We start from the raw sequence: 19,397 nt of genomic DNA, 5'->3' as shown, positions 1-19,397 counted from the left end.
CGAGGACGCGGCCTGGTGGCACGTCTCGCTCTTCGACGAGGTCTACGTGACCGACGCCTCGCAGACCGGGGTCCACCACCGCAAGGTCGACCCGCAGCGGGTCACGGAACTGCAGAAGCGCCTGGCCGCCCTGCTCGCGCGGTTCATCCGCGAGGCCCCCGCGGCCCAGGAACGGTGGCGCGAGGCGCAGGCCCGCCTCACCACGCGGGAGAACTGGGCGCGGCTGTACGGGGTGTAGACGCGGGATCAGGGTGGCCCCGCGGCACCGCACCTCGTCCGCGATCGACGGGCGGCCGCACCTCGTCCGCGATCCGCGGGCGGCCGCACAGGTGTCAGGCGTGCATGCCGGCGGTGAACCAGCGCGTGGCCTCGTCCACTATGTCCCCTATGTCCGCGCTGGTCTCGGCCTGAAGCCACGCGGTGATGAGTTCGCCCAGGCCCCCGACGAGCAGGCGTGCGCTGATCTCGTCACGCGGAGCGGGCAGTGCCTGATCCCCGAACAGGGTTCGCGCCTGTGACACGACCAGGGCGGCGAAGTCGCGGAACAGTTCGTGGCGGCGCTCGCGCAATGCGGGGACGGCCGCCGACTCGATGATCGCCACCCGGCCCTTGCGGGGGTCGTCGGTCAGTATCGCGGCGAACGCCGCGATCGCGGCGTGCGCCTTGACGGCGGTGTCGCATTCGGTGTCCGACAGGGCGGACAGGACGGCGGTCCGGACCTGTTCGGCGATCTCATCGGCCAGAGCGAGTAGCAGCTGGTCCCGGGCGCTGAAGCTCTCGTAGAAGTAGCGCTCGGTGAGGCCCGCCTGGGCGCAGATGGCGGTCATGGTGGTCCGCTCGACCCCGCGGGTCCCCGCGATCTCCAGAGCCGCGTCGAGGAGTTGGCGGCGGCGCGCGGACCGGCGTTCCTCGGCGCTGACGCCGCGGTATCGGCGTGGGGTCGAGGCCATGCCCAATCTTGACAGGACGCACTGTCTAATTCAAACTCTAGCCAACTGACAGGACCACCTGTCAGAAAGGCTGTCGGGAACCGTGCGGTGAGCGCGGGGTCCACGTGAGATCAGGAGTACCGATGACGAGGACGCTGGCGCCCGCGCCGACAGGCAGTGAGTTGACCCCGGTTCCGGGGGATGGCGGACTACCGCTTCTGGGTCACGGACTGGAGTACCTGCGGGATCCGATGCGGCTGTGGGAGGGCCGCTATCACCGCTACGGCCCTGTCTCGTGGTTCCGGGCCTTCGGCACGAGGATCGTGGCACTGCTCGGCCCCGAGGCCTCCGAGGTGGTCCTCACCAACCGGGACAAGGCCTTCGCCAGCGGGGACGGGTGGCAGTTCCTGATCGGGCCGTTCTTCGAGCGGGGGCTGATGCTGCTGGACTTCGACGAGCACATGTCGCACCGCCGTCTGATGCAGCAGGCGTTCACCTCGGACCGCCTCGCGCGCTACTCGGCGGCGATCGATCCGGCCGTCCGTACTGCGATCGAGGAGTGGCAGCCGGGCGAGCGCGTGGAGGTCTACCCAGAACTGAAGAAGCTGACGTTGAACCTCGCGGTCGAGGTCTTCATGGGCGGCGCCCCGGGGACCAGCCAGGAGCGGCTCGACCTGATCAATTCCTCGTTCATCGACTGCGTCCAGGCCGCGACCGCCCTCGTGAGGTATCCGGTCCCGGGCGGGCGATGGCACCGCGGGTTCGTCGGCCGACGCCGCCTCGAGGAGTTTCTGCGCGAGTATCTGCCGGCCCGGAGAGCCGGAGGGGGGTGATGACCTGTTCTCGGTGTTGTGCAGCGTGGAGGTCGACGGCGAGCGGTTCAGCGACGACGATGTGATCAACCACATGATCTTCCTGTTGATGGCCGCGCACGACACCTCCACCATCACCCTCTCGACGATGATGCAGCATCTCGGGCAGCATCCGGAATGGCAGCAGCGCTGCAGGGAGGAGTCGCTGGCGATCGCCACGGACTCGATCGACTACGACCAGCTCCCACGACTGCGCTCCCTGGACCTGGTCATGAAGGAGTCGCTGCGGTTGGTCTCGCCCGTGCCGACCATCGTGCGCAAGACGGTCAAGGACACCGAGGTGATGGGGCACTTCATCCCGGCCGAGACCATGGTCGCGATCGCCCCGTACTTCACGCATCATCTCGACGAGTACTGGCCCGATCCGGAGGTGTTCGATCCCGGCCGGTTCTCCGAGGAACGCAGGGAGGACAAGATCCATCGCCTGGCCTGGCAGCCGTTCGTCGGCGGCGTGCACAAGTGCATCGGCATGCACTTCGCCGGTGCCGAGGTGAAGATCGTGCTCCACCACCTGCTGCGCAATTTCACGTGGCAGGTCGACCCGGACTACCGTGCGCCGATGGACATGAAGTCGTTGCCCTTCCCCAGAGACGGGCAACCGGTCCGCCTCACCCGACTCTGACGCCTCCTTATTTCTCGTCCCGGACGGTGCGCCGCCCGAGAAGCGGCTGTCGTCCACAAGGCGATCCCATGAGGTACCGGAGTGCCGCTACGGCGTTATGTCACCGGCCGAGGCGCAGAGGAGAATCGACAGTGCATCGTCAATGGCTTCCCTCAGGTAGCGACCGTCATCGGCGACGACACGGACGCTGATCCCGGGGCACTGGCGAATAGGTGATACCGCGCCGTAGCTCGTCGGCGCACCGTGCCTTTTCAGCCACGGTTTCCAGTCGATCCCGGTCACGTACTCTCCCACCGCGAGAATGAGCACCGTCGCACCGAAGTGGTGCTCCGCGATGTTCTCGAATCCCATCCGTTCGACCGCGACGACCTCGCCATCGAACTCCAGCCGGGTCTCCGAGAGGTAGGACACCGGCCCCGGATCGGGGTGACGCACGACCGCGTCCACCAGGACCACCCGGGAAGAGGAATCCACGGACACCCTCGTGACCTGGCTGAACGACGAGTTCGGGAACAACAGTCGGGGTTCGGACACGAACTCCAGGTGTGAGCCCCCCAACACCTCCAGACTCAGGTCCTCGGCGGATCCCTCATGGGACCTCGCCCGCTGCACGGGCATGGCCCCCTGCCCGACGAGCCGCACCCGGCCACCGTCGCGGACCACGACCCTCTGACGGAGTCGCTCACCCGCGATGAGGCCACTTGTCGCGGACTGCACGATGAGTGTGGCCGTGTCGTCGGCCGGGCCCCGGGTGTGGCCGTGCGTCAGGATCCCGATCTCGTACGGCCAGCGGAAGTATCTCCGGGACAGGAAACTGCGGCCCCCTTGTCGGGAGATCTCCAGGTCGAGAGAGTACGGCGGCGCGCTCAGAAGAGCACCTCATCGGCGACGAACCGGGCGAACTCGTCCACGCCTTCACCGGTGAAGCAGTTCGTGACGAGCACAGGCCGCCCCTGCCTCACTTCGCGGGCCTCGGCGATCATCAATCCGAGGTCCACGCCGACGTGCGGGGCCAGGTCGGCCTTGTTGATGATGAGAACGTCCGCCCTGAGCACACCGGGTCCGCGCTTCCGGGGGATGTCGCCGCCACCGGAGACGTCGATCACGAACACCCAGAAGTCGACGAGGTCGTCGGAGAACGTCGAGGCCAGGTTGTCGCCGCCGCTCTCCAGCAGGATCACATCGGTGTCGGGGAAGTCCAGATCGAGCTGCTCGGCGGCCTCCATGTTCATGGTCGGGTCCTCGCGGATCACCGTGTGCGGGCACGCGCCGGCCTCGACCGCGAGAACCCGGGCCGCGTCGATGAGGCCCGAGCGCCGCAGCCGTTCCGCGTCTTCCGCCGTGACCAGGTCGTTCGTGATGACAGAGACGGACTTCCCGAGCCTCTCCAGCTCAGGTATCAGCTTCTCCACCAGTGCGGTCTTGCCCGACCCCACCGGACCGCCGATGCCCACGCGCGCGGCGGGAGTAGGTTGCGCCTCCGGGTCGCGCGGCTCTGCCCCGCTCCGGGTGGCCGTCCGTGTCGTGAACCCTGGTGCCTGATCGCTCATCTCAGCATGTACTTCCTGGTCAGGGGGCGCTCGTCGAACGAGTGCACCTCAAGCTTCTCCCCGTCCACGGACACATCGAACGTGCGCGGGTCGACCCGCACATCGGGCAGTGCGTCGTTGAAGACCATGTCGCTCTTGCGCAGATGGCGTGTCGAGGTGATGGGGTGGACGGCCTTGGTGAGCCCGAACGGTTCGAGCGATCCCGACCGGGAGACGATCTCGGATACGAACACTGCGCTGACGTGCTTCTTCGCTGAACCCCTGCCGCCCCACATGGAGCGCTGAACCTGCGGTTCGGTCATCATGAGGCTGCCCGCGGCGTCGCCCATCTTGGCCCAGACGATCATCCCGGCCTTCATGACCTGCGAGGGCTTCACTCCGAACGACTCGAACGGCCAGAGGACGAGGTCGGCCATCCGCCCCGGTTGGATCGAACCGACATGCTGGTCGATCCCCACCGCGATCGCCGGGTTGATGGTGGTCTTGGCGATGTAGCGCTTGATCCGTTCGTTGTCCGCGCGTCCGGTGGTCTCCTCGGGAAGACGGCCGCGGTACTCCCTCATGACACTGGCCAGTTGCCACGAGTTCGCCACGTTCTCTGCCAGGCGGCCCATGCCCTGGGTGTCCGAGCCGAAGATCGAGATCGCGCCGATATCGTGCAGCAGGTCTTCGGCGGACATGGTCTGCGGTCGGATCCGGCCTTCGGCAAAGGCGACGTCGGCTTCTGATCGTGGATCCATCTGGTGCCCGATGAGGGTCATCGGCACGCCTTCCTCGAGTGCCGACCACGCGAACGGATTCGTCGGGTTGGTCGAACCCGGGATGACGTTCGGGTACGAGACCACGCTCAGGATGTCCGGGGCGTGACCGCCTCCCGCGCCTTCCACGTGATACATGTGAATCGTCCGGTCGCCGACCGCGGCCATCGTGTCCTCGGCGAACCCGAACTCGTTTATCGAATCGGTGTGCAGGTGCACGGCGAAGTCGTGGCGGTCCGCGGCGATGAGCGAACCGTTGATGGCCTCGGGCGACGCCCCGAAATCCTCGTGCACCTTCACCGCGATCGCCCCGGCCTTCACTGCGTGGGCGACCGCGGCGGGGTCGGAACCGCCGCGGGCGAGCAGCCCGAAGTTGACCGGCGAACTCTCGGTACCCTGCAGGTAGCGGCCCATGACGTGGGCGGTGCCGGAGCCGACATCGAAGACCGGCCCGGGCGAACTGCCTATCAGCGTGGTCGTTCCACCGGCCAGTGCGTGCTCGGATTGCTCGGCGGAGAACATGTGTCCATGTGATTCGATCGCCCCGGCGGTGACGATGCAACCCTGCGCCGAGATCGCAGTGGTGTTCTGACCGCATACGAGGTTCGGATCGACGCCCGGCATCGTCGCCGGGTTGCCGGCCTTGCCGACCCCGACGATCCGACCGTCTCGGATTCCGATGTCCGCCTTGACGATTCCCTGGACGGCGTCGATGATCAGCGCGTTCTGGATCACGACGTCCAGCCCGCCGTCGTCGGTCGTGACGGTCGCGGACAGGGCCTCGCCGTCGCGCATGTTCTTCCCCGCGCCGACGGTGAGCTCGTAACCGTGGTGGGTGTAGTCCTTCTCGACCTCCGCGAGCAGCGACGTGTCACCGAGTCGCACCAGGTCACCGGCGGTCGGTCCGTACAGCTGCGCGCGAGCCGCCGGTGTCATCGGGGTAACCCTCGCTGTCATGATTCCTCCTGCAGGTAGCCGCGCTGGCGGGCTTTCTCGAACGCACGGGCGCGGGTGTCGGGGTCGTCGAGATGGCCGTTGACGAGCCCGGCCTGACCGTGGATGACGCGTTCGCCGGCGAACGGTGTCAAGACGACGACCTTGGGGATGCCCGGTTCGAAACGCGTACCGCCACCGGCGTTGATCGCGAGTTTGTACCCGTAGGCAGCGGTCCGGTCGAACGTCAGGGCCCTGTTGACCTCGAAGAAGTGGGTCATGCTGCGGACCTGGATGTCACGGTCTCCGGAGTTGACCACCTCGAGTTCGACGAGCTCCGTCGGTTCGAACACCATCTCCGCCTCGGTCAGTGCGATGACTTCCCCCGGCACCGGGCCGTCGGCCGTCTCCGCGATCGGCGAATAGATGGTCAGCAGTTTGCTTCCGGCGGGGGTCGGCAGCTCGGCCATGATGTACGGGATCATGCTCGGTACGCCCGGCTCCACCTGCGCCGGTGTGAGCAGTTGCCCGGCCCGTTCCCGGACCTCCGGGAAAGGGACATCGGAGCGTGCCATGAGCATCGCCTCGTCGGTGATGTACGCGACGGCCTCGGGGTGGCTCAAGGGGATTCCCTCGCGGAGGTTGCGCCGCGCGAACTCGGCGGCACTGAAGACGATGAGCCTCTCGGACTCGGTGGGTGTCAGATTCATATGGCAGTCCTCGGTGGGGTCAGGATGCGAAAAGTCGGAGATCGGAGTTCTGGTGCCGCTCGGCGGCGATGTCCTGCTTCGGTGTCCACGCAGTCGGTCGTGCGCCGTCGGGAACCGGGAGCGCGAGGAGCTCGTCGAGCCGCTCCGCCGCCCGGGTCATGAGGTGTTGGATACTCCGGTGTCCGACGGCCCCGAGCCGCACCGCGCTGCTCGCATACGACGAGACGACCTGCCATCCGGACAGGGCCTCGATGTCGGCCAGCCGTAGTCCCCGCGCCTGTGCCACGGCCGCCTGCGCCACAGGCAGGTGGGCACCTGCGGGGATCGCCCGCCGGAGGTGCGCCGATCGTGTGTCACCCAGCCGGGTCCACACCCCGAGCAACGCGTGTCCCGCCCGGCGCGAGGCCTTCCGGGCGGCTTCCCCGATGAGGTGGACATCCACCTCGGTGTCGAGGGTGAGCAACTCGCCCTCCCCTCCGCACGGGTAGGCGCGATTGAGGAACACCCGGTCGAAGGAGTTCCACCGGTGGACCAACGCTTCGTCGAGCAGCACGGCGAGTTCGGCGGGGGACGTGACCCACCCGTCTTCCACGAGCGTTTCCAGTCCGGAGGAGAAGGACCCCGCGCCTGCGGCGAACGCCGGGTCGGCGCCCAGCAGGAGTTCCGTACGCGAGGGGGCCGTCATCGCCCGGCGCCCGCCGCTGCCGTAGCCGCTCCGTGAGAGTGCGCACCGGCACCGGGAGCACCTCCGCCGCCGATCTCTTCCCCGTGAGTGTGGGAGTGCTCTCCGTCGCCGTGGGTGTGCGGTTCGTGGACGGCGACCGCGGCTCCGTCCGTCCGGGCACCGGAGTCGACGACCTCGATCAACCCGGAGTCGAGGAACTGCTCGATACGCACGAGATAGTCTTCTCGCGGTCCGTCCATCAGGACCGTCACGTACTCACCCGCCATGCGGACCTTCCAGTGCAGGTGCCCAGCGTGCCAGCCCAGCTGGATGCCGCCCTCGGCATCTCGGGCCCGCAGATGCAGCTGCTCGGTCTCCCGCGCTTCGATCACGACCGCGCGGTCGGCCGTCAGATCCAACACGGAACCGTCCCGGAGTGTCACGTTCCTCGGAAGCGCGATGCCGTATTCGATTCCGTCCTGGTCCACGGCCTTGAATCTTTTCCGGCCCAATTCGGCCTGCGGCACCGTCAACCTGACTATTCGGCCGGCATCCTCGTGCGGCGATAGCGCTTTCCGGATCTCGGCATCGAAGCGATGCCCGATGAGGGTGCGAAACGTCTCCATATTCCGACCCTATGCCCATCGCCGGAGACTATGAATACGTCATTTGACGCATTCTTTGAGGCAATCAGTTGGCGGTCGACAATGCCGGGTGCCCGAGCAGATACAACCCGTCGATCATCGCCAGACGGGTCACCGAACTCCGATTCGGCACACCGAGCTTCACGAGGATGTGCTCGACGTGCTTGGAAACCGTCCGCGGGCTCATGAAGAGCCGTTCCCCGATCTCGGTGTTGGGCAGTCCCTCCACGATCCCGGTCACGACCTCCACCTGTCGACGTGACAACCCGGCCGGCATGGGCCCGTTCCGCCACGACACGTAGAAGCCTCCGGCACCTCGTCGCGCCCGTTCGACCCGGACGCGGAGGGGCGTCCCAGACGCATCGGGCCAGATCGCGAATCGGGACACCTGGCCCCGGGTGGGCCATGTCCGCAGGAGGACGGTACGGATGAGCTCCGCGGTGACCTGACTGTGCTCGGGCTCGAAACTCGCGAGGTGGAGATCGGCGTCGAGGAGGAACGCGCCGTCCGCCTCCTTGCGGGCACGGCGCTCGCGGGTCCGGAAGAGGAACTCGCCCAGGGCAGGAGCGACCGCGGTCAGGGCCGCCTTCTCGGCTTCCCCGGGCGGCAGGGCCGCGTCAGTGTTCCCGGTGACCATGCCGACATAGCGCTCATTGTGGAAGAGCGGCAGGTAGATCCCCTCTCGGTAGCCCAGGGGGAGGATGAACTCCTGGTACAGGCTCGAGTCGCCCCGGTCGATGAACGCGTCGGTGTCCTGCCACCCCTTCGGCCGCGTGTCCCGGTGGAGTGCAGGCCAGCACAGGTCGTCGAGGAAGACCTGTCCGTTGAGAGCGTCCAGCAGCTTCCGTGGGAACCGTTCGGAGTGCAGCGGCTGGTGCACGCCCTCTGTCGGGTCCCACTCGGCGATCTCCAGTGAGGGGTACCCGACGAACCTGTTGAGCTCCGTCAGTGCCTCGTGAGCGGCGGTGGATACAGGTACCACGTCGGCTTGTGTCACGCGGATGGCCTTGACAGTCGCGTCGAGAATCGTTGCCGTCTTCATAATTCTCTCCTGAGGTTTCCGTCCACCTTCGCCGTCCGTGCCCCGGGTGAGGGGGTCATCGCCGGTAATTGTGACGACTTGATACTTCCGGCCGCGTCGCCACCGCGTTAACGATGCGTTACGCCGTGTAAGCGTCTGTTAAATCGCGCGACGGCGCCGATTTCGGCCCTTTTTCTCACTGAATTCCGCCCTTTGGATATGCCGCACATCACACAAGGCGCCGCACCTCTGAGAATACGCAGGATGACGTATATCCAGAATGCGGGGTGCCTTTCTACTGTTCCTCCCACATTGGTTTACGTGTTGGCCTCCGACCTCTCGGCGGTCAGTGGCTCAAGGAAAGGGCGCGCATCTCATGCAGAATCTGTCTACATCCCTTGGGTGGAAGCGGCGGACCGGAATGGTCGCCGCGGGTCTGGCGGTAACACTGGCGCTCGCCGCGTGCGGTGGTGGCGGGGGCGGGGGCGGCGGCAACGGAGACGACCAGACGCTCATCATCGGCATCGAGTCCGAGGCCGATGTCCTCGACCCGCAGGCCGCCGGCGGGTGGGTCACGTGGCGGATCAACTCTCAGATGTACGAGCCGCTCGTCATGCACGACCTGCAGACCCCGTCCGAGGAAGCGGCGGTACCGGAACTCCGCCCCGGACTGGCCGAGTCGTGGGAGGTCTCCGACGACGGTCTCGAGTACACCTTCGACATCCGCCAGGGCGTCACGTTCCATGACGGCACCGACCTCGACGCGGAGGCCGTGGAGTACAACATCCGCCGGATGTGGGACGAGTCGTCACCGCAGTACAGCGCGACGGCCGCCGGTCAGACGAACTTCGTCTGGCAGTTCGTGGACGAGGTGGAGTCCGTCGACGAGCACACTCTCGTCGTTCGGATGAGTCAGCCGTTCTCCCCCTTCCTCCGAATGCTCGCCCAGGGCGGAAACGGTTCCACCGGCATCATCAGCCCGGCCGCACTCGAGGAGTACGGCGAGGACATCGCCGAGCATCCGTCCGGGACGGGTCCGTTCGTCTTCGAGGAGCGTGTCCGTGGGGAGCGCATCGCTCTCGCGCGGAATGACGACTACTGGGGTGAGGTCCCGGATCTCGACGGCGTGATCTTCGTTCCGATCCCTGACCCCGCCGGCCGCTCGGCGGCGATCCGCAGCGGCGAGGTCGACGTCATCGCCGTGCCGTCACCGGACTCGGTCGAGCAGCTCGTCGACGAGGGCTTCCAGCTCTCGGATGGCCAGCCGCCGCATGTCTGGTACCTCTCCTTCAACATGGAGGACGAGTACATGGCCATCCCCGAGGTCCGGCAGGCCATCAACCTCGCCATCGACCGCGAGGGCATGGCCACGAACCTCTTGAGGGGCACCGCCGAGCCGGCGTACGACATCCAGGCCCCGGCGAACGACGCGTATGTCGAGCGCACCGACGCCTACGGGCGAGACCTCGACCGCGCCCGGGAGCTCCTCGCGGAGGTCGGGCTCGAGGACGGCTTCTCCACCAGCATCGCGACGTCGGTAGACGGCTCCGGACAGATAGTCCCGGCCCCGATGGCCGAATTCATCCAGCAGAACCTCGCGGAGGTCAACATCGACGTCCAGATCCAGACCATGGAGTGGATCTCGTACCTCGGTCGGTGGGGCGAGGGCGCAGGCGACGTCGGCATGATGCAGATGTCCTGGGGTATGGATACCCCGTACTGGCTCTACATCGTCACGTCCGCCGACATGATCGCCCCCAACGGTCCGAACACCGGCTACTACGACAACCCGGAGCTGGACGCCGTCATGCAGCGCGCGATAACGGCCCCGACAGAAGAGGAAGCGGTCGAGTTCTGGCAGCAGGCGAACCAGATCGCCACCGACGACGCCGCCCTCGCCCCGATCGTCAACGACCGTGCGCCGTACATCCTGGCGCCCCATGTCGAAGGTTGGGTGTCGGCGAGCCAGGAGTGGTACGACCTGACCGGCGTCAGCCTGGACCTCGAGGGGTAAGCCATGGCCGTCATGATTGCCCGACGTCTCGGATCCACCGTCTTCGTCCTCTTCGGCGTGGTCCTGATCGTCTTCCTACTCCTGCAGTTGGTGCCGGGTGATCCCGCCCGGACGATCCTGGGTGCCGGCGCGACGGAGGACGCCGTCGAGGCGGTGCGCCGGGAGCTCGGCCTCGACCAGTCGGTGGCCGTGCAGTTCTTCAGCTACCTGGGTGGGTTGCTGACCGGCGACTTCGGCCGGTCGCTGACCATCAACCAGCCCGTCCTCGACATCATCTTGCCGAGATTCCAGAACACGATGGTGCTGTCGTCCGCGGCACTGTTCCTGTGCATCGTGATCGGAGTCCCGCTCGGGATCATCGCCGCCCGCAAGCAGTACGGAGTCTTCGACCGGGTCTCGATGTTCGTCTCCCTGGCGGGGGCGAGCGTCCCGGTCTACTGGTTGGGCCTCATGTTGATCGGGATCTTCTCGCTCCAGCTCGGACTGTTCCCGACATCGGGAATGAGCAATCCCCGCAATTCCGGCGGAGGCATCAGCGACAACCTCGTCTACCTGGTCCTCCCGGCCATCGCGGCGGCATCCGTTCCCCTGGCCGTCATCGCCCGCATGACGCGGAGCGTCATGGTCGACACGATGGAGCAGGACTACATCCGCACGCTGCGGGCATCCGGGATCCCGGAGCGGTCGATCCTGTGGAGACACTGCCTCAGGAACGCGCTCCCGCCGATCGTCACCGTCGTCGGACTACAGATCGGCTACCTCCTCGGTGGAGTCATCTTCGTCGAAGTGGTGTTCTCCTGGCCCGGACTCGGATACCAGCTCTACACCTCGATCACGCAGAACGACATGCCGCTCGTCCAGGCGGGAGTCCTCTTCATCGCGCTGGTCTTCGTCATCGTCAATCTCCTGACCGACACGGCCGTCGGGCTGCTCGATCCACGTACCCGCAGAAAGGTCATGGCATGAGTTCGGTTATCGGCACGCCGCCGGCTGTGCACTCCTCCAGCGATCCCGATCCGGCGACCCCGCCGCAGGTGGCCCGCCCCCGACTAGACCACCCCGTCAAGCGTCCTTCCAGGGCTGTGCTCGCGTTCCGGGCGTTCATGCGGGACAGGATGGCCGCCGTCGCGGCCGTCATCCTCCTCCTCACCATCGCGGTGGCGATCCTCGCGCCGGTCCTGAGTCCCTACGACCCGATCGTCGGCGATTCCGAGCGTCGGCTCGAAGGGATCGGCACGGACGGTCACCTCCTCGGCCTGGATGGTCAGGGGCGCGACATCCTGTCGCGTCTGATCTGGGGTGCCCGCTACTCGCTGTCGGTCGCGGTGTTCCCGGTCCTGCTCGTCCTTCCCATCGCGTTGGTGATCGGGCTCGTCGCCGGTTATGCGAAGGGCCGGATCGGCGCGACGCTGATGCGACTGCTCGACGTCCTGTTCGCTTTCCCGCTGGTGCTCCTGGCCATTGCGCTCGCCGCGGTGCTCGGCGCCGGGATTGGCAACGTGATGCTGGCGATCAGCATCAGTCTCATCCCCTATCTGGCTCGGGTGGCGTACACGGCCACGGTCCAGGAATCGTCCCGGGAGTACGTCGAAGCCGCCCGCGCGGGTGGCGCACGGACCCCGGAGATCCTCTTCAAGGAGCTCCTTCCCAACGTCGTCTCGCCCCTACTGGTCTATGCGACCACGCTGTGCGGCCTCATGGTCGTCCTCGCCGCCGGCCTGAGCTTCCTGGGTGTCGGGATCATTCCGCCGACTCCGGACTGGGGAATCATGACCGCCGACGGCGCCAGCGTCCTCCTCGAGGGTTACGCCCACGTCGCCACCATCCCCGGCTTCGCGATCCTCGTCGTCGCTCTGTCCTTCAATCTGCTGGGCGACGGCGTCCGTGATGCCCTCGATCCCCGCAAGCAGACCACCTGATCCACGTACGCAGGCCACGAAGGGATGCACAACCATGCTTGAGATCAACAACCTCAGCGTCGACTTCCACACCGACGGGGGCATCGTCCACGCGGTGAAGAACGTCACCATCACCGTCGGAGAGGGGGAGATCCGGGGTCTCGTCGGGGAGTCGGGATCGGGCAAGTCAGTGACATCGATGACGATCCTGGGTCTGCTGGGAACCCGGCGGGCGAAGGTCTCCTCCGGAGAGATCCTGCTCAACGGCGTGAACCTGCTCGAGCTGTCGCAGAAGGAACTCGTGAAGATCCGCGGTCGGGAGATCGGTCTGGTGTCCCAGAACGCGCTCAGTGCTCTGGATCCGTCGTTCACCGTCGGTGCGCAGCTGATCGAGGTGATCCGTCTGCACCACAAGGTGTCCAAATCCGAGGCCTACGACGAGGCCGTTCGGGCGCTGAACCGGGTGGCGATGCCGGATCCCGAGCAGAAGATGCGGGCGTATCAACACCAGCTCTCGGGTGGTCAGCGGCAGCGCGTGGTGATCGCGATGGCACTCGCGGCCCGGCCGAAACTCCTCCTCGCCGACGAACCCACGACGGCACTCGACGCGACCGTGCAGAAGCAGATCCTCGACCTGTTGCTCGAGATCAACCGAGACCTCGGCACCGCGATCCTCATGGTGACGCACGACTTCGGTGTGGTCTCCCACATGTGCGACTCGGTCACCGTGATGCGCAAGGGCAGCGTCGTCGAACAGGGTTCCGCAGACCAGGTGCTCAGGGCGCCGGAGCACCCGTACACGAGATCTCTGATCAGTTCCGTCCCGAAGCTCCACCTCGACGACTCGGTCCGGACCGTGCCGCGAGCGGAGCGTCGTCTCCACGTCTTCCAGGAGGCCTGACCATGCCGAGCGACAAATTCCTCGAGGTGATCGACCTACGCAAGGTCTTCTCGGTCTCCGGAGGATTCCGCAAGAAGACCCCCGACGTCGTGGCCGTGAACGACATCTCGTTCACGATCCGGAGGGGTGAGACGTGGGGGTTGATCGGCGAATCCGGATCCGGGAAGACCACCACCGGTCGGATGGTCCTGGGGCTCGAGCACGTCACCTCCGGACACATCGTGGTGGACGGGCACGAGACCACCAACCTCACCGGTGAGCGCATTCGCCGGATGCGGCAGAAGGTCCAGGTCGTGTTCCAGGACTCCGGCTCGGCATTCAACCCGCGACTCCCGGTCGGCCCCCAGGTCGGCGCGCCACTGCGCCGTTTCGGCATCTGCGACGCCAAGGACGCCACCCGTCGGGTCCTCGAGCTCCTCGACAAGGTGGGCCTCGACGAGAGCCACTACGACCGGTACATCCACGAGTTCTCCGGCGGGCAGCGGCAGCGCCTCGGCATCGCCCGGGCACTCACCACTGATCCCGAGTTCCTCGTCCTGGATGAACCCACGGCGGCTCTCGACGTCTCCGTCCAGGCGCAGGTGCTCAACCTGCTCAAGGATCTCCAGGAGGAGCGCGGCCTGACGATGCTCCTCATCACCCATCACCTCGCACTGGTCGAGCACATGTGTTCTTCCGCCGGGGTGCTCTACAACGGCAGGTTCGCCGAACAGGGCCCCGTCGACCAGTTACTCCACAACCCGCAGAGCGAGGTCACGCGGAAGCTCCTCGATGCGGTTCTCGAACCCAGGGCGGCGCGATGACACTCACTCCGGAACATCCGGCCGAGCATGCCGACGGCGACCGACGAGCCACGGCCGACGGCACCTCCGATCCGATACCGGCCACCCGGTCGGTCGATGACGCACTGGCCCGGTACGCCGAGGTCGAGCCCGAGATCAGGGCATTCGTGGAGATCTTCGGTTCCGAAGCGCGCGCTGATGCCGCCTCGGTGCACTCCGGCGGGATCGCCGGTCCGCTCGCGGGCGTTCCCGTCGCGGTCAAGGACCTCTACGACGTCGCCGGCCACGCCACACTCAACGGGTCACGAGCTGCGGATCACACCCCGGCTGTGTCCGACTGCACGGTGGTGCGCAAGCTCCGGGACGCCGGGGCCGTCATCGTGGGCAAGACGGTCACGCACGAGTACGCCTTCGGTGCCATGTCGCCTCCCACCCGGAATCCGTGGAACCTCGACCGGGTCCCCGCGGGCTCCAGCGGTGGATCGGGGGCGGCCGTCGCCGCAGGGGTGGTCCCGGTCGCGATGGGCACCGACACCGGAGGCTCGATCCGCATGCCCGCCGCGGTGTGCGGAGTGGTCGGGTTCAAACCGAGCTACGGACTCATCAGCCGGACCGGCATCACCCCGTGCAGTTCCACCCTCGATCATGCCGGCCCTCTGGCCGCGAACGTCTCGTTGGCCGCGGCTGTCGTCGACGCACTCGCCGGTGTCGATCCCGCCGACCCGGGGAGCAGGTCGTTTCCCGCTCCCGACGCCGTGGCCTCGCTGGACCGGGGCGTCGACGGTCTGACGCTCGGCGTCCCCGAGAACTTCTTCTTCGAGACGGCCGACACCGACATCGCGGAGGCCGTGCACGCGGCGGCCCGCGAACTCGAGGCGGCGGGCGCGCAGCTTGTTCCCGTCACCTTCCCCACCCCGCAAGAGTGCAGCGATGCCGTGGTCGCCATCGCCGCGGCCGAGGCCGCGCTGTACCACCGGGACCGCTTCGCCGCGCGTCGAGACCTGTTCGAGCCGGATGTCGCCGCGGCCCTCGATCTGGGTCTGGGCCTGAGCGCCGTGGATCTCGTCGAGGCGCTCGACTTCCGGTCGGCACTCATGCGCGCGGGCAGCGAGATGTTCGCGGGGGTCGACGCCGTCATCACGCCCACCATCGGCACCGAACCCCCACCGCTCGAGGCGACGTCGATGATGCTCGGCGGGCGGGAGGTGTCCACGTTGTCGGGACTCAACGCGTTCACGGTCCAGGCCAACCTCCTCGGGGCGCCGGGTCTCGCCGTGCCCGCCGGGCTCAACGCCAACGGTATGCCGGTGAGCATGCACATCATGACCGCACCAGGCCACGACGCGCTCGCGCTCGCCATCGGTCGTGCCTACGAGAGGCGAACCGACTGGGGTCGCCTCGTCCCGCCGCTCACGGCGCACTAGCCAGCGGGAGCGGGCTGACACCCACTCCCGGCCCCTCACCGGGCCCGTCTACCAGGCCCGTCACACAACCCCCCGGTGATCCCGGGTGACGCCGGGTTCCCCGGTCTGCTCCCTCACCCACGTCCGATAGGAGAAAACCCATGTCAGAAACACCCAAGGTGTTCACCGAAGAGGCGATCAGAGCACTGTTCGACTACGCCGACAGCAAGGTGACCGACGAGCGACTCGCCGCCAAACTCGCCGACTACACGCCGCTGCTGGAGATCGCCAACAGCGAGCCCTTCCAGCCCCTGGGCGAGACCCCTCCGGCCACCGCCTTCAACGCAGATTGGAACTGAGAGTCATGGAACCGTACGAACTCAGCTTCACCGAGGCCTCGGACAAGATCGCCTCGAGGGAACTCTCACCGGTCGAACTCACGGAGTCGTCCCTCAAGCGGATCCGCGAGGTCGAACCCGACATCCACGCCTATGCGACGATCACCGAGGACCTGGCGCTCGAGCAGGCCAGGGTGGCCGAGAAGCAGATCGCCGCCGGGAAGTACAAGGGACCGCTGCACGGGATCCCCCTCGGCGTGAAGGACCTGTACGACACCCGCGGGATCCTCACCACCTCCAGTTCGGACGTCCGCGCCGACTACGTCCCCGATGCCGACAGCGTGAGCGTGCAGAAGCTCACCGCAGCCGGAATGGTGATCGTCGGCAAGACCCACACCCACGAGTTCGCGTTCGGCGCGACCACCCCCACCACCCGGAACCCGTGGGACACCTCCACGGTCCCCGGCGGATCCAGCGGGGGTTCCGGGGCCACGATCGCCTCCGGAGGCGTCACGGTCGCGCTCGGCTCCGACACCGGCGGTTCGATCCGCATCCCGGCCTCGGTCTGCGGCACGGTCGGCATCAAGCCGACCTACGGCCGCGCCCCTCGAGTGGGGGTCGCGTCGCTGTCATGGTCCCTCGACCACGTCGGACCGCTCACCCGCAACGTGCGGGAGGCCGCGCTCGTCATGGCGGCGATGTCCGGCTACGACCGACGCGATCCCGCGAGCGTTGACAGGCCGGTTCCCGACTGGACCCCCGATCTCGGCGGATCAGTCGAGGGCACTCGCATCGGCATCCCGACGAACTTCTACAACGAGCGGGTGCAGACCGAGATGTGGGAGGCGTCGATGGCCGCCGCACACGTGTTGGAGGGCCTCGGCGCGGAGCTGGTCGAAGTCGAGATCCCGCTCGCGGACAGGGTGCTGTCCACCGCGTGGACCATCATGCTCGCCGAGGCGGGCGCCTACCATCAGGAGGCACTGCGCGAGACCCCGGACCTGTTCACCGACGAGGTCCGGACCCTCCTCGAGGTCGGCGAGGGTGTGTTGGCCACGAGCTACATCAACGCGCTGCGCACGCGGACTCTCATGCAACAGGGCTGGCGCGAGATGTACGCCGACATCGACGTCCTGCTGGCACCCACCCTCCCCGGGCCCGCGGTGAGCGCGGACGATCCGGTCTTCGAGTGGGCTCCGGACGACATCGAGGGAGCGACGACGGCGTACAGCCGGGTGTGTGCGCCGGGCAACCTCACCGGCCTCCCGGCCATCTCGATGCCCGTCGGCTACTCGGCGGACGGAGGTCTGCCGCTCGGTGCACAGGTGATCGGAAAGCCGTTCCGTGAGGGCGACGTCCTCCGCGTGGCGTCGGTCTACGAGACCGCGACCGACCACATCGGCACCCTGGCACCGCTGAAGAGGGCGCCATGAGCGCCGGTGGAGAGTTGGCGCTCCTCGAGCTCACCGAGGTCGCGGAGCTCATCCGCGGTCGACAGGTCAGCTCCGTGGAGGTGACCGAGGGAATCCTCGAGCGCATCGAGGCCCATGACGGCCGGCTCCGGAGCTACGCGATCGTCAGCGGCGACGCCGCCATGGATGCCGCGCGTGCGGCCGACGCCGAGATCGCGGCGGGGAACTATCGCGGTCCGTTGCACGGGGTCCCGGTCGCGGTCAAGGACCTCTGCTACACGGCGGGAACTCCCACGGCCGCCGGCGGAACCATCCACACCGATTTCGTTCCCCGGTGGGACGCCACCGTCGTGCGCCGGCTGAAGGAGGCCGGCGCCGTCATCACCGGGAAGCTACGGATGACCGAGGGCGCATACGCAGAGCACCATCCGGCTCTCCCGACCCCGGTCAACCCCTGGGATGCCGACACGTGGACGGGATCGAGCTCGAGTGGTTCGGGGGTCGCCACCGCGGCCGGACTCTGTTACGCCTCGCTCGGTTCGGATACCGGCGGGTCCATACGGTTGCCCTCCGCGCAGAACGGGGTGACGGGCATCAAGCCGACCTGGGGGCGGGTGAGCCGGTACGGCGTATTCGAACTGGCCGAGAGCCTGGACCACATCGGGCCGATGACGCGCAGTGCCCGGGACGCGGGCGTCGTGCTGTCCGCGATCGCCGGCGAGGATCCCCACGATCCGACCACGGTGTCGGCGCCGGTGCCGGACTACTCCGGGGACCTGCGGTTGGACCGGGCGCCGAGCGTCGGAATCGACTGGGACCTGACCGCGACGTTCGACGAGCCGACCCGGGCGATGTTGGCCGGTGTCGTGGGAGTGGTGGAGTCTCTCGGCTGGCGCGTGTACAGCATCGAGCTTCCGGACCTCGCCGCCATCAGCGCGGACTGGGAGAACTTGTGCGCGGTCGAGACCGCGGCCGCTCACGCCGCCACGTATCCGGCACGGGCGGGAGAGTACGGCCCCGCGCTGGCGCATCTCATCGAGACCGGACGCGGGCTCAGCGCGATCGACTACCAGACGCTCATGTCGCGGCGGCGCGCCTTCACCGGGCGGCTGAAGCGAACATTCCAGGACATCGACCTGGTGCTGCTGCCCGGTGCGGGGTTCGCGTCGCCGACGATCGAGAAGATGGCCGAGCTCGGTACCTCTCCCGAACTCCTGGCCGGTCTGTTGGTACCGACTGCTCCGATGGACATCAGCGGTACCCCGACCATCACGCTGCCCGGTGCCTTCACCGACAGGGGCACGCCGATCGGCTTCCAGTTGTGCGGTGGGGACTTCTCGGAGCAGCTCCTCGTCCGGGCGGCACACGCGTTCCAGTCGGTGACCGACTTCCACAAGAAGAAGCCCGCACTGGACAAGACCCCCGCAGCGGACAAGGCCACGGTGGCGGCGTGAGCACCGCCCGTACGGGCACGAGACCAATTGGAAGATGTCCACACAGCCACGATGTCCACGCAGCCACATGGGCGAATAACGCCTCTACGACTTCTCGCCCTCGCCGTCTTCTGCGGAATCTCCGCCAGCATCGTCTACATTCCACAGGCTCTGCTGACGGACATCTCGACGGACTTCGGTGTGTCGCATCACACCTCTGGACTGATCGCGGCGAGCGCCCTGCTCGGCTACGCCGTCGGGATCCTCGTCCTCATCCCGTTCGGGACCCGCGTCCGCTCCTCGAAGCAGGTGACCGTCCAGGCGACCGTTCTCACCGTGGCTCTGCTACTGGCCGCACTCTCCCACAGCGTCACCGCGGCCACAGCAGCGTTCTTCGCCGTCGGGGTGGTGGGGAATCTCGCCCAGGTCATCATCCCGGCGGCGAACCGGATGTGTGCCCCCGGGCAGAGGGGGGCCACCAACTCCGTTCTCGTCGGCGCCCTGCTCGTCGGC

Annotated in this window: 17 protein-coding genes and 3 pseudogenes; 12 read left to right on the top strand and 8 right to left on the bottom strand. The window is 67.2% G+C overall.

Annotated features, from left to right (window positions below):
• Positions 1 to 238 (top strand): annotated as a pseudogene (locus G6020_RS17225) (glycosyltransferase family 2 protein); the annotation flags it as partial.
• A gap of 94 nt (positions 239 to 332) precedes the next feature.
• On the opposite strand, the gene G6020_RS14320 reads toward G6020_RS17225, so the two are convergent.
• Entirely contained in the window at positions 333 to 950 is a 618-nt protein-coding gene (locus G6020_RS14320; RefSeq protein ID WP_182611074.1) for a TetR/AcrR family transcriptional regulator, read from the bottom strand.
• Positions 951 to 1,072: 122 nt separating this feature from the next.
• Between G6020_RS14320 and G6020_RS14315 the strand changes: the two are divergent.
• Positions 1,073 to 2,423: pseudogene (locus G6020_RS14315) on the top strand (cytochrome P450).
• Positions 2,424 to 2,510: 87 nt separating this feature from the next.
• Here the strand turns inward: G6020_RS14315 and G6020_RS14310 are convergent.
• The 7 genes from G6020_RS14310 to G6020_RS14280 form a co-directional block, all read right to left on the bottom strand.
• The gene (locus G6020_RS14310; RefSeq protein WP_182611073.1) at positions 2,511 to 3,140 is read right to left on the bottom strand and encodes an urease accessory protein UreD; all 630 of its coding nucleotides are present in this window, start codon (positions 3,138 to 3,140) and stop codon (positions 2,511 to 2,513) included.
• A 149-nt stretch (positions 3,141 to 3,289) separates the two neighbouring features.
• Positions 3,290 to 3,877: an urease accessory protein UreG gene (ureG, locus tag G6020_RS14305; RefSeq protein ID WP_347238385.1), complete on the bottom strand. Its 588-nt coding sequence runs from the start codon at positions 3,875 to 3,877 to the stop codon at positions 3,290 to 3,292.
• A gap of 92 nt (positions 3,878 to 3,969) precedes the next feature.
• Positions 3,970 to 5,688, bottom strand: a complete 1,719-nt coding sequence (locus G6020_RS14300) for an urease subunit alpha (protein WP_241732729.1) — start codon at positions 5,686 to 5,688, stop codon at positions 3,970 to 3,972.
• Positions 5,685 to 6,374: an urease subunit beta gene (locus G6020_RS14295; RefSeq protein WP_182611071.1), complete on the bottom strand. Its 690-nt coding sequence runs from the start codon at positions 6,372 to 6,374 to the stop codon at positions 5,685 to 5,687. The genes G6020_RS14300 and G6020_RS14295 overlap by 4 nt, the downstream gene beginning before the upstream one ends.
• A 19-nt stretch (positions 6,375 to 6,393) precedes the next feature.
• Positions 6,394 to 7,059, bottom strand: a complete 666-nt coding sequence (locus G6020_RS14290) for an urease accessory UreF family protein (RefSeq protein ID WP_182611070.1) — start codon at positions 7,057 to 7,059, stop codon at positions 6,394 to 6,396.
• A complete protein-coding gene (locus tag G6020_RS14285) occupies positions 7,056 to 7,664 on the bottom strand; it encodes a hypothetical protein (RefSeq protein WP_182611069.1) in 609 nt (202 codons plus the stop codon). Before G6020_RS14285 ends, G6020_RS14290 begins: the two co-directional genes overlap by 4 nt.
• A gap of 64 nt (positions 7,665 to 7,728) precedes the next feature.
• Positions 7,729 to 8,724: a LuxR C-terminal-related transcriptional regulator gene (locus G6020_RS14280; protein WP_182611068.1), complete on the bottom strand. Its 996-nt coding sequence runs from the start codon at positions 8,722 to 8,724 to the stop codon at positions 7,729 to 7,731.
• Between the two features lie 355 nt (positions 8,725 to 9,079).
• Here G6020_RS14280 and G6020_RS14275 point away from each other — a divergent pair, with 355 nt between their 5' ends.
• The 10 genes and pseudogenes from G6020_RS14275 to G6020_RS14230 form a co-directional block, all read left to right on the top strand.
• On the top strand, positions 9,080 to 10,717 hold the full coding sequence (locus G6020_RS14275; protein WP_241732728.1) for an ABC transporter substrate-binding protein: 1,638 nt from the start codon (positions 9,080 to 9,082) through the stop codon (positions 10,715 to 10,717).
• A 3-nt stretch (positions 10,718 to 10,720) separates the two neighbouring features.
• The gene (locus tag G6020_RS14270; protein ID WP_182611066.1) at positions 10,721 to 11,683 is read left to right on the top strand and encodes an ABC transporter permease; all 963 of its coding nucleotides are present in this window, start codon (positions 10,721 to 10,723) and stop codon (positions 11,681 to 11,683) included.
• Complete coding sequence (locus tag G6020_RS14265; protein ID WP_182611065.1) at positions 11,680 to 12,636, top strand: ABC transporter permease; 957 nt, start codon at positions 11,680 to 11,682, stop codon at positions 12,634 to 12,636. Before G6020_RS14270 ends, G6020_RS14265 begins: the two co-directional genes overlap by 4 nt.
• 34 nt (positions 12,637 to 12,670) lie before the next feature.
• A complete protein-coding gene (locus tag G6020_RS14260) occupies positions 12,671 to 13,516 on the top strand; it encodes an ABC transporter ATP-binding protein (RefSeq protein WP_182611064.1) in 846 nt (281 codons plus the stop codon).
• Positions 13,517 to 13,518: 2 nt separating this feature from the next.
• Complete coding sequence (locus tag G6020_RS14255; protein ID WP_182611063.1) at positions 13,519 to 14,319, top strand: ATP-binding cassette domain-containing protein; 801 nt, start codon at positions 13,519 to 13,521, stop codon at positions 14,317 to 14,319.
• On the top strand, positions 14,316 to 15,722 hold the full coding sequence (locus G6020_RS14250) for an amidase (protein ID WP_182611062.1): 1,407 nt from the start codon (positions 14,316 to 14,318) through the stop codon (positions 15,720 to 15,722). The genes G6020_RS14255 and G6020_RS14250 overlap by 4 nt, the downstream gene beginning before the upstream one ends.
• Positions 15,723 to 15,862: 140 nt before the next feature.
• Positions 15,863 to 16,060, top strand: coding sequence for a hypothetical protein (locus tag G6020_RS14245; RefSeq protein WP_182611061.1), 198 nt, complete (start codon positions 15,863 to 15,865; stop codon positions 16,058 to 16,060).
• Positions 16,061 to 16,065: 5 nt separating this feature from the next.
• Positions 16,066 to 17,472, top strand: a complete 1,407-nt coding sequence (locus tag G6020_RS14240; protein ID WP_182611060.1) for an amidase — start codon at positions 16,066 to 16,068, stop codon at positions 17,470 to 17,472.
• On the top strand, positions 17,469 to 18,905 hold the full coding sequence (locus tag G6020_RS14235) for an amidase (protein ID WP_182611059.1): 1,437 nt from the start codon (positions 17,469 to 17,471) through the stop codon (positions 18,903 to 18,905). Before G6020_RS14240 ends, G6020_RS14235 begins: the two co-directional genes overlap by 4 nt.
• 51 nt (positions 18,906 to 18,956) lie before the next feature.
• Positions 18,957 to 19,397 (top strand): annotated as a pseudogene (locus G6020_RS14230) (hypothetical protein); the annotation flags it as partial.

It is taken from the genome of Dietzia sp. B19 (assembly GCF_014145155.1).
In the GTDB taxonomy this organism is placed as follows: domain Bacteria; phylum Actinomycetota; class Actinomycetes; order Mycobacteriales; family Mycobacteriaceae; genus Dietzia; species Dietzia natronolimnaea.
This window is presented reverse-complemented; position numbering and strand designations above follow the sequence as displayed.

Coding starts and splice junctions, on each gene's coding strand:
- G6020_RS14270 (WP_182611066.1), top strand. CDS start 10,721: ATGGCCGTCATGATTGCCCGACGTCTCGGATCCACCGTCTTCGTCCTC.
- G6020_RS14290 (WP_182611070.1), bottom strand. CDS start 7,059: ATGACGGCCCCCTCGCGTACGGAACTCCTGCTGGGCGCCGACCCGGCG.
- G6020_RS14255 (WP_182611063.1), top strand. CDS start 13,519: ATGCCGAGCGACAAATTCCTCGAGGTGATCGACCTACGCAAGGTCTTC.
- G6020_RS14300 (WP_241732729.1), bottom strand. CDS start 5,688: ATGACAGCGAGGGTTACCCCGATGACACCGGCGGCTCGCGCGCAGCTG.
- G6020_RS14265 (WP_182611065.1), top strand. CDS start 11,680: ATGAGTTCGGTTATCGGCACGCCGCCGGCTGTGCACTCCTCCAGCGAT.
- G6020_RS14235 (WP_182611059.1), top strand. CDS start 17,469: ATGAGCGCCGGTGGAGAGTTGGCGCTCCTCGAGCTCACCGAGGTCGCG.
- G6020_RS14245 (WP_182611061.1), top strand. CDS start 15,863: ATGTCAGAAACACCCAAGGTGTTCACCGAAGAGGCGATCAGAGCACTG.
- G6020_RS14320 (WP_182611074.1), bottom strand. CDS start 950: ATGGCCTCGACCCCACGCCGATACCGCGGCGTCAGCGCCGAGGAACGC.
- G6020_RS14295 (WP_182611071.1), bottom strand. CDS start 6,374: ATGAATCTGACACCCACCGAGTCCGAGAGGCTCATCGTCTTCAGTGCC.
- G6020_RS14285 (WP_182611069.1), bottom strand. CDS start 7,664: ATGGAGACGTTTCGCACCCTCATCGGGCATCGCTTCGATGCCGAGATC.
- G6020_RS14250 (WP_182611062.1), top strand. CDS start 14,316: ATGACACTCACTCCGGAACATCCGGCCGAGCATGCCGACGGCGACCGA.
- G6020_RS14240 (WP_182611060.1), top strand. CDS start 16,066: ATGGAACCGTACGAACTCAGCTTCACCGAGGCCTCGGACAAGATCGCC.
- G6020_RS14275 (WP_241732728.1), top strand. CDS start 9,080: ATGCAGAATCTGTCTACATCCCTTGGGTGGAAGCGGCGGACCGGAATG.
- G6020_RS14280 (WP_182611068.1), bottom strand. CDS start 8,724: ATGAAGACGGCAACGATTCTCGACGCGACTGTCAAGGCCATCCGCGTG.
- G6020_RS14260 (WP_182611064.1), top strand. CDS start 12,671: ATGCTTGAGATCAACAACCTCAGCGTCGACTTCCACACCGACGGGGGC.